Here is a 13,090-nt window from a genome sequence, read left to right as displayed (position 1 = left end):
CACTGTTTTAGGATAACGGATACAAAAAGGCGAGGGATGCGCGAGGCGGTATGTTCACTTTGTGTTCAGGGCGGTGCCCGGCGCGTTTCACAAGGTTTTTTTAGCGCCCGGCGCTTGAACTGGTCCCACGCCGACCCATAAAGCTAGCGATGTCTGATCTCCTCACATTGACGCCCCAGGGTCTCTATTGCCCGGAGGCCGGCGCCCATATCGATCCGGTCCGGCCGGTCGACAGAGCGATCATCACCCATGGTCACGCCGATCATGCCAGGTCGGGCCACGGCGCCGTTCTGGCGACAAGGCAGACGCTGGAGATCATGGCGATCCGCTATGGTGCGGACTTCTGCGGTCAGGCGCAGGCCATCGGCTATGGCGAGGTCCTGACCGTCGGCGGCGTCGATGTGTCCCTGCATCCGGCCGGTCATGTGCTCGGCTCCGCCCAGGTCCTGCTGGCCGCCCGGGGGCAGCGCACGGTCGTATCGGGCGACTACAAGCGTCAGCCCGATCCGACCTGCGCGCCGTTTGAACCTGTCCTGTGCGACACGTTCGTCACCGAAGCCACCTTCGGCCTGCCGGTGTTCCGTCATCCGCCAGCTTCCGGGGAAATCGCGAAGCTGTTGTCGTCGCTGGAGCTGTTTCCCGACCAGACCCATCTGGTCGGTGCCTATGCGCTCGGCAAGGCGCAGCGGGTGATCGGCGAACTTCGGGCGGCGGGCTACACCAGGGTGATCTACCTCCACGGCGCACTGGAAAAGCTGACGGCCTATTACGAAAGCCAAGGCGTTGGTCTCGGGCCGGTGGAACCGGTCGGAAAGCGCGGCAAGGAACTCAAGGGGGAAATCGTTCTCTGCCCGCCCGGGCAACTCTCGGATCGCTGGGCGCGCCGCTTCGGCGACCCGGTCACGGCCATGGCCTCCGGCTGGATGCGGGTGCGGGCCCGCGCCCGCCAGCGCGGCGCGGAATTGCCGCTGATTGTGTCCGACCATGCCGACTGGGACGATCTCTGCCGTACGGTGATCGAGACCGGGGCCGAGCAGGTCTGGGTGACCCACGGCGCGGAGGAAGCGCTCGTCCACTGGTGTGAATTGAATGGACGAAACGCCCGTCCTCTCAATATGATAGGCTATGATGACGGCGAGGACGCCGACACGGTTCCGCCTGCGGACAGTGAGGCGGACCGACGCAATGCATAACAGTTCTGGGGAGGCCATCATGGCGGATGACGGTGGAAGTGCGGGCGCCGGCAATGGTGCGGATGACGGTGTGGATGACGGTGCCGGGTCCGGCGCGAACGGAGACGCGGAAGAAGCGATTGCACAGCTCTTCGACGACTACCAGGCCGGATTCAACGATTATGAAATCGAACGGATCTGCGACTGCTTCGCCCTGCCTGCCGTCATCTGGCAGCACGAAAAAGGCCATGTCTTTCACGACGAAGAGGAATTGATCGAAAACATCGAGGCGTTGTTGAAGGCCCTGGAAAAGGAGGGCGTCAGCCATTCCGACTTTCACGTCGTCTCCAGCCATGTCAGCGGCTCCTCGGCCCTGGTCACTCTGGACTGGTCGCAGGAATCCACCGATGGCGAAGCCGTCTTCGAATTCACCTGCCATTATCAGCTGATTCAGGACGGGCCGGACTGGGTGATTGCCTGCATCGTCAATGAATGAGCAGGCGCGCCGTGATTGTTTGAATACGGGATTTGTCACCATCTGCAGTGCTGACGCGCAGGCTCGGGAGGCACCGGAGCTTTGAATTCATCTCAAATCTGAACTCAATTCAGGGTCCTGACCTTCCAGGGACCGCAGACATCCCAGAATGCTGTCTGTGAGATGGGTCGCGATTTCATCGAGGCCGAACCGGGCCTGGCCGGCGTGAACGAACGCATGCACCACCGAGCGGCACATGTTCATGATGACGAATATCGCCGGCTTCAGCCGCGCGCCGTCGCTCACAAGCGTTCTTTCCTTCAGAAATTCGGTGAGCATCACCACCATGTTTTCCTCAAAATATGTCCGGTCGATCATTTTGGTGCCGACAGGGACCCATTCCTCGAAGGCGGCGTACAGTTTGGGGGACTTCGAATGGTTGACGAGGCTTGTATGGACGACAAGCCTTATGGCATCGCGAAATGGCAGATGCCGGGAGTCGGCGATGCAGGTTTCCACGACACGCAACTGTTCGTCGTGATGGGCCTTCTGGACCTCGAAGATGAGGGCATCCTTGTTTGGAAAGTACTGATACAGCGAGCCGATGCTGATCCCGGCACGTTCGGCGATCTGGTTGGTCGTGGCCAGTTCGTAGCCGGTTTCGGAAAAGACCTGCTCGGCAGCCTCGACGATGGTTTCCACCATCATGCGTGAACGAAGTTGTTTCGGCTGACGCCGCTGTCCCGGCTTGAGATGCATCTGCACGCAGACCCCCTGATTGATCGCTCCGCGTCTTTAATGATCAAAGATGGGTCGAATTGTGACTGGAACGCGAGCAAAGGCCGTTTCTGGAATTGGACCTGTGCCCCAGAATGTAAATAATATAAATAAAAACAAATATTTATAGAAATTTATCTGCAATTGAAATCGCCCATGTTGCAGGTGCGAAAAGCGAGTTTCTGGAAAATCCGCACTCAATCATAGTCCCTCTGCCGTCCGGGCTCCTCGCGGCTGGGAGCAGTTCTTCCGGTGAAGCGGCAGTTGATTGATCGGAGGTTATGAGTTTGCGCAATCACAGGGAACTGGTCCTGATCGCCGGGTTCAAGTTGGCAATGACAAGCTTTGCAGCCGGGCCCGCCCTGGCAGCGGACTTGAAGACTGCCGATGACGAGCGCTCGAAGGGAATTCACGGAATGGTTCTCCTGGGGGGTGGCATCGCGCCCGATTTCGAAGGCTCCGCGGAATATGCCGCCATTCCGTTCGCCTTCGCCACCGTGAGGGCCTATGGCGTCGAATTGCAGATCCTGGGGCCTGAAGTGGCGTTGAACCTGCGGCCTGATGCCGTCTTTCAGCTGGGTCCGATAGCTGGCTACAATCTTGGCCGCGACGATGTCTCCAACGATGTCGTTGACCGGCTCGATGCCGTCGACGGGGCATTTGAAATAGGGGGGTTCGCCAAGTTTAGGTTCAACAGCCTGCTGGCGCAATCGGACATGCTTGAACTGTCGGCGAAACTGATGGCCGATATCAGCGGCGGCACCGATGGCACAAGGGGAACGATCGGAGCGTCCTACTCGGTCGTGGTGACAGAGCGTGCCCGGATCGGGGTGAATGTCTCTACCGGTTTTGCGACCGACAGCTACATGGACGCCTATTTCGGGGTCTCAGGCGCCGGGGCGGCCCGCTCCGGTCTTTCGGCCTATAAAGCCTCCGGCGGCCTGAAGGACGTCGGGTTCGGCATGATGGCGAACTACAGGATCACCGAGCGCTGGGGCGTGATGGGCCAGCTGCGGTACTCAAGGCTTCTGGGTGATGCTGCCGACAGCCCGATCGTCAAGGAAGAAGGCTCGGCCGACCAGTTCATGGCCGGACTGGGCCTGTCTTATTCCTTCTAGGGAAGTTGGCCCTTGTGAAGAAGCAAGGCATAGCCGGCCGGTGCCGGCAGCGGTCAAGATGAAAGGCCGGTGGGATCCCCCACCGGCCTTTCATTCAGGTCTTCGCCTTGGTGGCCTTGCGCTCGGAGCGCGACGGCTTGTTCCTCTTGGCGGCTTTCTTTTTCGCGGCGGCCGGTTTGGCGGCTGCCCGGGTGCGCGGCTTGCGGCGTTCGCCCTCGCCAGCATCCGCTGATCTGGGCTTGCGGGGCGCATCGCCGTCTGTAAACGCGTCGCCCTGCGCTGCGAGAAAACCGCCAGAAACTTCCGGTCTATCATCGCAATCGCCGCGGCCTTCATCTTGATCAAATCCGTCCACACGGCCTAGCCATTCTGCTTTCGCTTCGTACGGGCGATGATACCACCCAGTTCACCTCCGTTCTGAAGCTCGGGTGCAAATCCATTGACCTGCATCACAGGTTGCCCGCTTGCGAGCAGAGCACGCACGTAGGTTTCGGCAAGTGAACCAACGTAGGATGGCCATATTCCGTCGTAGGATTGATTGTTTCGCGCTTCATCAAGCTCCCTTACGACTACCTTCGCCAGATCACGCTTCCCCGATTCGACCATTAATCGCCAGCGCGTGTCGCGCAACTGGAAACGTTCCGGTGCCACCTTGATAGCATGGTCCATATGTTTGAGAGCGGAGCCAAAATCACCGGTAAACTTAGCTTCCTCCGCATAGAGTTCGAAGGGCGCCGCTCCTGCGTCGGGGTGATCCTCCAAGTTGCTAAGCGCGCTGCGATAAAGCCCATCGATGTTTGCTGGAACCTCGTCTTCCATCTTTTTTCCTAAGTATTTCCACTCCAGATAGACCCGCGAAATAGAGGATAGACTGAATACGGTGCGTTTGAGTTTTACGTATTCTATTGCGAGTTGCTCGGCGCGTGCGTATTTCGGGAATTTGCTTCTCAGAATGCAGCGGATCAGGGGTCGATAGATAAACTCGCGGCGTCGATTTCTGTCCGAGTTTAACTTCAAGGCTTCTTCGTATGCAGGAATCGCTTCGTGGAACTCTCGCTTGTATTCATACAAGTCTGCCTTCAAGAACGCAGCAATTGGCTTACTGCGATGATCGGCGTTAAGACGCTGGATGCATTGTTCCGCTAATGGATATTTTCGCATGCGTATGGCCACCAGACAGAAGTAGCGATCGATTTCCATTCGCGATGCATCACGGAATTGACCGCGCTTCTCGTGCGCCATCTTTAGAAGGCGAAACGCTGGCTTGTACTTCCGAGCGTGATAAAGGCGTATGCCTGCCTGAAACCAGTGCGCTGCCGAAACGAAGCTGCTAATACTATCCGGAAGGTTCACGTTTTTGGACAGTAACGCGGCCTGTATCCTTGATTCCAGCCGGATATATTCGTGATTACCGTTTTCGTTTGACAGGTGTACCTCGAATGGCTTGCTGGCGAAAATCCGCCGCGCTTCTTCGACCCACTTCACTAGTTCCGGGCGGATCAAGCTTGCGTTCATTCGTCTGACAAGAAGCGGCGTCAGGCGATAAAGTTCTTCCGTTTCGCGCTCAACGAGGCCGAAGTCAATCAAGCGGCTCAGCACTCGAAGCATGGAACCCGTTGGCTGCACTGCGGCTTCCAGATCGGCTATGTGGCAGGGTGATACGTCGTTGAGGAAGATCAAGGTTTTTCGCTCTTCTGGATCCCCTCTCAACTGACCAAAGGCCCAGCTCAGATAGGTGGATATGGACTCGGCTAGCCGCTCGTCTTCTTGTGCCAGCATCGCGTCGATGTCATCGAAATTCTCAATCCGTGCGGCCGAACGCACGAGCGAGACCAGAAATCCAACGTTTCCGCCCGCTGCTCGCACGATACGCATCACGTCTTCATCTTGCCAGCGATGCGGATTCTGATCAAAATGACCAAGGAGTTGAAAGCAGAATTCAGTCAGCTCGACTTCATCAATGGTCGAAACACGGAAAGGTGCCATAAAGCCCCGGCTCTCAATCAGGCGTTGCCCCGTCAGCGGAAGCTGGGAAATGATAAACAGCTTCGTTCGTGTTTCGGGCCGCAATTTGGCGGCGATTTCGTCGATCCATTCTGGCACCTCGACGCCTTCTTGCACGAGCCACGCATTTCTCAGGATCAGGAAATTGCCGCTAGCAGCAATGCGCTCCACCGCGTCCGCAACCAGCTGAATGTCATCGCCGTTCGGGGCCTTGTTCAACTGCTCCAGTCGCGCGATGTCTGCACCGAATGCTTCGCTTTCGATCCTCAGAAGAAGCTGGCGCGGGAGCGTTGCCTCGTTCACCTCTATGACGATACCCAGACCATTAGGGAGAAGGTCTCGGTTCACGCTCCGCACGAGTGTCTCTCGACCAATACCGTTGAAACCGGAAACCCAGCACGCCGGAGTCAAGGAAAACCTGTCCTTCTCAAGCGTCTTACGCAAGGTTTGAACCATACGGTGGCGCGGCAGTCGAGGGTGATCGGATTTCAGTATCGGCTCGGCCACTTCAGAGATCAGAGCTTTCGCTTGCTGAGCGGTTACGCCCGGGTCACTAGCACGATACTCGGCAAGTGGTTTCAGAGCGTCAAAAACAAGTTTTTGCTCCTCGTCCATACCTTCCCGCCAAAACAGCGGGTGGGCGTCAAGGCGGAGTATAATTGGAATATGCGATCCGGAGCGATAAAGCCTCGCAGCCTGCTTGATCTCTCGAACGCAACCGGGACTTTCGGGAAAATTTTTCGACCAGAAAACAACCACGACTTTAGAATTTGGAAGCTCTTCGAGCGCGATTTCGTCCCACATACGAACGCCGTGGCGACCGGTCTTAGAATAGAGATAGACCCAGTCGTCGGGGAAGCCTTTCCAAGTCGCTTCCGCAAAACCAACGTCTAGACTAGATACTGAGAAAAATAAAGGATACATCACTCACCTCATGAAACCCAATTAGGGTATATCTGGACCGTAAGGTCGTCCAGTCGCAAGGCATGGCGCGAAATCGGTCTGCTCGTGATGCGCAGTGAGCATCACACTGTCGCAGACAACTCTTGCCGCATCATCGATCGCGAATGGTAGAGCTGGGGAGTTGGCTCGCTTGTCACAAACGTCCCGAAAAGAATAGCTCCCGACCTTCGCCGAGCTCAAACCGAAAGGCAATTTGGGACCAGGTTAGTTAATGTGCAAAATGATGCTTCGAGTTCAACCGGCAAGAAGCAGTATCAAAACGGCTCGCAGAGTAACATTAAATCGCAAAAAATATTTGGAAGATATTTACTACGCAGAGGCGGAAAATTTTTATTGAGAAAGTTTTCATTCAGTATTAAGTCTAATCATATTGGTGTAGTTGTAATCTTCCCATTTTGGGTGGGTTCTGAAAATGAACTTTTTGTAGCCTGACTCAGTTTCATTGATCGTGTCCCATGTCTTGCTGCAAGCGAATCAAAGGCTGGAGAAGCCCAATTTCCAACCCATTGGTTTTGGGAAGATTACCGGAGCAGCTCTTCCGGGGAGCCGGCAGCTGATTGATCGCAGATTATGAGTTTGCGCAATCACAGCGAACTTGTCCTGAGCGCCGGGTTCAAATTGGCAATGATATGCTTTAGAGCGGGCCCTACTGAAGCAGCAAGGTACATCCGGTCGATACCGGCATCAGACTAGATCAAAGGCCGGCGGGGTTTCCCGCCGGCCTTTCGTTCAAGTCTTCGCCTTGGTGGCCTTGCGCTCGGAGCGTGACGGCTTGTTCCTCTTGGCGGCTTTCTTTTTCGCGGCGGCCGGTTTGGCGGCTGCCCGGGTGCGCGGCTTGCGGCGTTCGCCCTCGCCAGCATCCGCTGATCTGGGCTTGCGGGCCGCATCGCCGTCGGTGCCGTCGAGGTCTTTGGCAAGGGCCTTCATGTCCAGCGGTTCATAGGCCGGATGATTGGGCACCGCATCCTTGTCGTCGGTCCGGCGGCGCGGCTTGCCGCGCGGGGCATCGAAGTCCCGTTTCGGGCCGCGCTTCGGCCCTTTCGGCTTCAGCGTGTCCTCCGCCCCCATGTTTTCATAGTCCGGAGCATCATTCTTGTTGAAGCGGCGTTTCGGCGGACCGGAACGGCCGCGCCGGTCATCGTCTTCCTTGGGAGGGGACGGGATCTTGCCGCCGCGCGCATCCAGAAGGGTGATGGTGGCGTTTTCTTCTCCGGAGCCGTCGCGCTTGATTACCTCGGCAAAACGCTGGCCGTGGCTGCCGGCGATCTCGAAGTAAAGCTGGTTCTGGAAGATCTTGATCGCGCCGACTTCCTTCTTGGTGACATGGCCCGCCCGGCAGATCAGCGGCAGGATCCACCGCGGTTCGGCGCGCTGACGGTGTCCGAGGGAAAGCGAGAACCACACACCGTCCTCGAATTTGCCGGTGATTTCGGCGCTGCGGCCGCCGCGCGCGCCCGCGTCCCGGCCCTTCAGAGCGGACTCGTTGAGTTCGCCGATCTCCTCGGGAGCCGGCAGGCGGGACTGGCGCAGCTTGACGAAGGCGGCGGCAAGCTGTTCCGGGCTGTGCAGAGCCAGCAGCTCCTGCGCGATGGCGCGGTCTTCTTCTTCAAGCTCCACGCTCAGGGCCGGGTCGGCAAGCAGCCGCTCCTTGTCCTTCGCACGAATGTCGTCCGCCGTCGGCGCGCCTTTCCAGGTGGCCTTGATGCCCGCGAATTGCAGCACGCGCTCGGCCTGGCGGCGGCGCGGGAAGGGGACCATGAGCACGCAGGTGCCCTTGCGCCCGGCGCGGCCTGTACGGCCGGACCGGTGCAGAAGCGCGGACTTGCCGGTCGGAAGATCCGCATGGATGACGAGGTCGAGGTTCGGCAGATCGATGCCGCGGGCCGCCACATCGGTGGCGACGCAGACCCGGGCACGGCCGTCCTTGATGGCGGCCAGCGCGCTGGAACGCTGTTCCTGGCTGAGTTCACCGGACAGGGACACGATGGAAAAGCCGCGGTTGGCGAGACGGGAGGTCAGCCGGCTGACGGCCTCTCGGGTCGAGCAGAACACGATGGCCTTGTCGGAATCGTGCAGGCGCAACACGTTGATCAGCGCATTCTCGCGCTCGTTCGGGGCAACGGGATGGGCGATGTAGTCGATATCGCCATGCTGTTCGCGCGCATTGATGGTCGACAGGCGCACAGCGTCCTTCTGGAACCGCTTGGCAAGTTCGGCGATCTGCTTGGGCACCGTTGCGGAGAACATCAGCGTGCGCCGTTCGCGGGGCGCAGCGTCGAGGATGAACTCAAGGTCTTCCCGGAAGCCCATGTCGAGCATCTCGTCGGCTTCGTCGAGGACCACTGCGCGGATTTCGGAAAGATCCAGGGCGCCGCGTTCGATGTGATCGCGCAGGCGGCCAGGCGTGCCGACCACGATGTGAACACCCCGGTCCAGCGTGCGCCGTTCCATGCGCGGATCCATGCCGCCGACACAGGACGCCGTGGTGGCGCCTGCATCCTGGTAGAGCCAGGTCAGCTCTTCCTTGACCTGCAGGGCCAATTCCCGGGTCGGCGCGATCGCGAGCGCTATCGGTGCGCCTGCCCGGCCGAGGTGGTCCTCGCCCTGAAGCAGGGTCGGGGCCAGCGCAAGGCCGAAGGCGACGGTCTTGCCCGATCCGGTCTGCGCGGAAACAAGCAGATCCGCATCTTCGGGGGCATCCGTGAGAATGCTTTGCTGTACGGGAGTGAGGCTTTCATAGCCCCGTTTCGCCAGCGCGGCCTTGAGTGCCGGGGCGAGAGACGTCATATCGGTCATCGAAATCTTTCAACTGCTCCGGATCATCTGCATGCCATTCAGCAGTCTACCGGATTGGGCCGATCTTGCATCAGCCATAGGATGGCCGCGGCTTATACAGGCAAAAGCCGGCTCCGTCCATCCCGGATGACGCATGGCAGCCTTGACGCTGGCGATTGCAGATGCATTTAGCGCTGGTGAAAACATGTTTTCCGGTCGGTATTGATGTCATGCGCGCATTCTCCCAGTTGCTGGACAGGCTCTCTCTTGAACCTCGGCGCCTTGCCAAGGAAGCGCTGCTGATGCGGTATCTGCGCGAGACCCCGGATCCGGACCGGGGCTACGCACTGGCGGCCCTGACCGGCGGTCTCGCTTTCAAGAACGCGAAACCGGCCCTGCTGCGGTCCCTGATCAGTGACCGGTCCGATCCGCATCTGTTTGCCCTGTCCTATGATTTCGTCGGCGACCTGTCCGAAACCATCGCGCTGATGTGGCCACGATCTCAGGACGCCCTGCCGGCACAATCGGCCGGTACGCCGGAGGCGCCCTCCCTGTCGCAGGTCGTCGGTCAACTGGAGGAAACGGGCAGGACACAAATGCCGGATCTCCTGACCGGCTGGCTGGACGCCCTCGACGAAACCGGCCGCTGGGCACTGTTGAAGCTGGTGACGGGCGGCCTCAGGGTCGGCGTGTCCGCCCGCCTTGCGAAATCCGCCGTAGCCAGGCTCGGCGGGCTGGACGTGGCGCAGGTCGAGGAAGTCTGGCATGGGCTGTCCGTGCCCTATCGGGATCTGTTCGCCTGGGTGGAGGGAAGCGCCGGCCCGCCGGAAAACGACGACCCCGCGCCGTTCCGGCCGGTGATGCTGGCCCATCCCCTTGATGAAGACCGGGACCTTGAGCAATTGCGGGCCAGCGATTTCGCAGTCGAATGGAAATGGGACGGCATCCGCGTCCAGGCAGCCGCGGGCCGCTCTGACAAGGCGGGCAACGTCCGCCGCCTGTTCAGCCGGACGGGAGAGGATATTTCCAAGGCGTTCCCGGACATCGTTGAACTGCTGACCTTTGATGCCTGCATCGACGGTGAGCTTCTCGTTGTGTCGGACGGCGCGGTGCGTCCGTTCTCCGATCTCCAGAAACGCCTGAACCGCAAGACAGCCGGACCGAAACTGATCCGGGACTACCCGGCCGCCATCCGGGCCTATGACATCCTCGACCTTGAGGGCGAAGACCTGCGCGCCCTGCCTTTTTCGCAGCGACGCGCCAGGCTGGAGGCTTTTGTCGCCGGTCTGGCGGACACAAAAATTGACCTGTCGCCCATGGCCGACGCCGGGACCTGGCAGGCAATCGCAGGTGCGCGGGCGCGCCCGCATGAACATCTGCCCGCGTCCGACGCAGCGGCCGTCGAAGGCGTGATGCTGAAACGTTGGGATTCGGTCTATGCCGCCGGACGCCCGAAGGGGCTGTGGTTCAAATGGAAGCAGGAGCCGCGGTTGATCGATGCCGTGCTGATGTACGCGCAACGTGGCCATGGCAAACGCTCTTCCTTTTATTCCGACTATACGTTCGGCGTCTGGCGGGACGGTGAAGACGGCCCTGAACTGGTGCCGGTGGGTAAGGCCTATTTCGGCTTCACCGACGACGAGCTCCGGCAAATCGACCGGTTCGTGCGCAACAACACCGTCAACCGGTTCGGGCCGGTCCGCGAGGTCGCGCATGGTCCGGATGCCGGACTGGTTCTGGAGGTCGCGTTCGAAGGGCTCAATCGGTCCGGACGGCACAAGTCCGGGGTCGCCATGCGGTTCCCGCGCATATCCAGGCTGAGGTGGGACAAGCCACCCGCCGAAGCCGATCGCCTCGAAACGCTTGAAGCAATGCTGCCGGAGCAGGATCCGGCCCGGACCTGACAATCGGGCACGGGATTGCCGGATTGCAGCAATTGGCCGTGCTTTGGCCATGGAATCATGGCACGCCTTGGCAAACACGAACGCTCGGCATCGTGCCGGCACTGGAGAGGCGACATGACAATCCGCATCCCGCGCAACGCTCTTTTTACCGGCGTGATGTCGGCGGCGATACTGTTCGCGGCGGCCGCGTCCGCACAGGACAGCGTGGCGCCGGCAGATGCGCAGGCCGCGACCCAGGGACAGCCGGAGCGCTATTCACTGGTTGCGATCGATGGCGACATTCTGAGAGTGGACCGGCAGAACGGCACCGTTTCGGTTTGCCGCGAGCAAAATCAGGCCTGGCGATGCCGTCCGGTTCCGCTGGCCGAAGACGCCTATCTCGCGGAAATCAGTGAACTGGCCGGCGAGGTCGACCGGCTGACCGCGCGTCTGGAGCAGCTTGAGAGCGCGGGGCCGAAAACGGACGGCAAACTTCCGCCCGGTTCCGCTCTCGACCGACCCGGCGCGGACAAGGACAGCAGCGACCACCCGTCTTTGATGGACGAGGAGGAGGAAGACCTTGAAAAGGTCCTGACCTTCACGGAAAGCGCCATGCGGCGTTTCTTCGGCATGGTCCGGGAGCTGCAAAAGGACTTTGAGGGCGACGAAAACTGAGTTTCACGCCTTCGCCTAGTCGATCAGCATCTGGTTGATGCTCTGGAAAGCTTCCTGGGGCAGTTCCACAGCGGTCCGGCTCTTCAGATCCATCGTCAGCGCAACGACATCGACGGTCGCCGCGAGCCGGTTCGTTCTGCTTTCGAACACATGATGGCGCATGGTGAAGGTCTTGGGGCCGACGCTGGTGAACCCGGACAGGACCGTCACCATGTCGCCCGTCTTCAGCGGGGTGACCCAGGTCAGTTTCATTTCCGCTGCGACCCGACCATATCCGTTGTCGGTCAGATAGGTGTGGTTCATGGGCGTGCGCTGCCAGACATGGGCGACACCATCGGTGCAGCATGACAGGACAAATCGGTCATCCGCCTTGCCGTCGATGCCGATGTCGCGCGGCAGAACCGTACCGCGATAGGCGATGCGTGCGCCCTTGCTCTCCAGCGCCGGAACCGTCGAGCGCTGATTGGCCGGACCGGCCGGAATGCCTCTCGGGGCGGCGTCGGCAATCATCGAAGCCTGGAACCCCTTGAAGCGCTGCCGCAGCGTCTTTGCCGAATTGGCGCTGGGCTCATATCCGTCGAGAGCGGTGGCCGTCAGCGTTCCCGTGGTGCCGTCGCGCATCTCGTGAATGACGGTCAGCATGTGCGGACCGTCAAAGGCGATCGTCGAATGGACGGTGATGAGGTCTCCCATGCGCATTTCCTGGTGAAACCGCACATGACGCACCCTGCGGGCACCGACCAGTGTCTCACTCAGGCCGCTGAGAAGCCGGAACTGGCGATCGGCCTCTTCGAACCGGCCAAAGTAAAATTGAACGTTCAGATGATCATTTTCGTCGCATTCCCAGCGATTAACAAATGAAAACAGCGTTGTCTGTATTGTCATAATATGGTTTCGCGCACTCAGTGATTTTGATTTTGAACTTGCTTCTATGCGGTCATTTGTTGCTGTGTTTGCCTTGATTATCAACAACAAATCGAGGATGTGGAAAAGGAACTTGTTCAGCGGCTCGTCCATGCCCGAGAATTTCCGTTCCTCCGGGCCGTGCATTTGCCAATTCCAGGTTGAAGTGTCTGCGCCAATGCAAACCCGGCCGCCGAACACGGAAATTTTGCATGACGTAGCGTCATCATGCGTCAAATCGTCGGTGTAGACAGAAAGCATGGTTTGACTTGCGCGTCTGCCGTGATGCAAACATACTTATTAAAGGCCGCAACAATGGGGCTCTGCTTTGAAAATACAGGGGCT

Annotated in this window: 10 protein-coding genes; 5 read left to right on the top strand and 5 right to left on the bottom strand. The window is 59.4% G+C overall.

Annotated elements, in window-relative coordinates; translation table 11 throughout:
* Window positions 1–149: 149 nt before the first annotated feature.
* Together AC0VX3_RS21430 and AC0VX3_RS21425 are read left to right on the top strand one after the other, a co-directional pair.
* Window positions 150–1,193, top strand: coding sequence for a ligase-associated DNA damage response exonuclease (locus tag AC0VX3_RS21430; protein WP_475522217.1), 1,044 nt, complete (start codon window positions 150–152; stop codon window positions 1,191–1,193).
* Window positions 1,186–1,668 (top strand): DUF4440 domain-containing protein, encoded by a 483-nt coding sequence (locus tag AC0VX3_RS21425; protein ID WP_475522216.1) that lies wholly within the window; start codon window positions 1,186–1,188, stop codon window positions 1,666–1,668. The genes AC0VX3_RS21430 and AC0VX3_RS21425 overlap by 8 nt, the downstream gene beginning before the upstream one ends.
* 87 nt (window positions 1,669–1,755) lie before the next feature.
* Here AC0VX3_RS21425 and AC0VX3_RS21420 read toward each other — a convergent pair whose 3' ends face one another.
* Window positions 1,756–2,406, bottom strand: a complete 651-nt coding sequence (locus AC0VX3_RS21420; RefSeq protein ID WP_475525225.1) for a TetR/AcrR family transcriptional regulator — start codon at window positions 2,404–2,406, stop codon at window positions 1,756–1,758.
* 299 nt (window positions 2,407–2,705) lie between these two features.
* Between AC0VX3_RS21420 and AC0VX3_RS21415 the strand changes: the two genes are divergently transcribed.
* Window positions 2,706–3,542, top strand: coding sequence for a MipA/OmpV family protein (locus AC0VX3_RS21415; RefSeq protein ID WP_475522215.1), 837 nt, complete (start codon window positions 2,706–2,708; stop codon window positions 3,540–3,542).
* Window positions 3,543–3,636: 94 nt separating this feature from the next.
* On the opposite strand, the gene AC0VX3_RS21410 is transcribed toward AC0VX3_RS21415, so the two are convergent.
* The 3 genes from AC0VX3_RS21410 to AC0VX3_RS21400 form a co-directional block, all read right to left on the bottom strand.
* Entirely contained in the window at window positions 3,637–3,897 is a 261-nt protein-coding gene (locus AC0VX3_RS21410; RefSeq protein WP_475522214.1) for a hypothetical protein, read from the bottom strand.
* Window positions 3,898–3,902: 5 nt separating this feature from the next.
* The gene (locus AC0VX3_RS21405) at window positions 3,903–6,470 is read right to left on the bottom strand and encodes a tetratricopeptide repeat protein (RefSeq protein WP_475522213.1); all 2,568 of its coding nucleotides are present in this window, start codon (window positions 6,468–6,470) and stop codon (window positions 3,903–3,905) included.
* 768 nt (window positions 6,471–7,238) lie between these two features.
* Window positions 7,239–9,305: a DEAD/DEAH box helicase gene (locus tag AC0VX3_RS21400; protein WP_475522212.1), complete on the bottom strand. Its 2,067-nt coding sequence runs from the start codon at window positions 9,303–9,305 to the stop codon at window positions 7,239–7,241.
* 209 nt (window positions 9,306–9,514) lie between these two features.
* Here AC0VX3_RS21400 and AC0VX3_RS21395 point away from each other — a divergent pair, with 209 nt between their 5' ends.
* Window positions 9,515–11,188, top strand: a complete 1,674-nt coding sequence (locus AC0VX3_RS21395; protein WP_475522211.1) for a cisplatin damage response ATP-dependent DNA ligase — start codon at window positions 9,515–9,517, stop codon at window positions 11,186–11,188.
* A 114-nt stretch (window positions 11,189–11,302) separates the two neighbouring features.
* Window positions 11,303–11,842, top strand: coding sequence for a hypothetical protein (locus AC0VX3_RS21390; protein ID WP_342894509.1), 540 nt, complete (start codon window positions 11,303–11,305; stop codon window positions 11,840–11,842).
* 15 nt (window positions 11,843–11,857) lie between these two features.
* Here AC0VX3_RS21390 and AC0VX3_RS21385 read toward each other — a convergent pair whose 3' ends face one another.
* Entirely contained in the window at window positions 11,858–12,727 is an 870-nt protein-coding gene (locus AC0VX3_RS21385; protein ID WP_342894510.1) for a thioesterase family protein, read from the bottom strand.
* Between the last annotated feature and the right edge of the window lie 363 nt (window positions 12,728–13,090).

The sequence above is a fragment of the Roseibium sp. QJM3NY_11 genome (assembly GCF_056173175.1).
This window is presented reverse-complemented; position numbering and strand designations above follow the sequence as displayed.

What these genes read in the sequence shown, in the direction of transcription:
- AC0VX3_RS21430 (WP_475522217.1), top strand. Translation starts at nt 150, where the DNA reads ATGTCTGATCTCCTCACATTGACGCCCCAGGGTCTCTATTGCCCGGAG.
- AC0VX3_RS21395 (WP_475522211.1), top strand. Translation starts at nt 9,515, where the DNA reads ATGCGCGCATTCTCCCAGTTGCTGGACAGGCTCTCTCTTGAACCTCGG.
- AC0VX3_RS21425 (WP_475522216.1), top strand. Translation starts at nt 1,186, where the DNA reads ATGCATAACAGTTCTGGGGAGGCCATCATGGCGGATGACGGTGGAAGT.
- AC0VX3_RS21405 (WP_475522213.1), bottom strand. Translation starts at nt 6,470, where the DNA reads ATGTATCCTTTATTTTTCTCAGTATCTAGTCTAGACGTTGGTTTTGCG.
- AC0VX3_RS21390 (WP_342894509.1), top strand. Translation starts at nt 11,303, where the DNA reads ATGACAATCCGCATCCCGCGCAACGCTCTTTTTACCGGCGTGATGTCG.
- AC0VX3_RS21385 (WP_342894510.1), bottom strand. Translation starts at nt 12,727, where the DNA reads ATGACAATACAGACAACGCTGTTTTCATTTGTTAATCGCTGGGAATGC.
- AC0VX3_RS21420 (WP_475525225.1), bottom strand. Translation starts at nt 2,406, where the DNA reads ATGCATCTCAAGCCGGGACAGCGGCGTCAGCCGAAACAACTTCGTTCA.
- AC0VX3_RS21415 (WP_475522215.1), top strand. Translation starts at nt 2,706, where the DNA reads ATGAGTTTGCGCAATCACAGGGAACTGGTCCTGATCGCCGGGTTCAAG.
- AC0VX3_RS21400 (WP_475522212.1), bottom strand. Translation starts at nt 9,305, where the DNA reads ATGACCGATATGACGTCTCTCGCCCCGGCACTCAAGGCCGCGCTGGCG.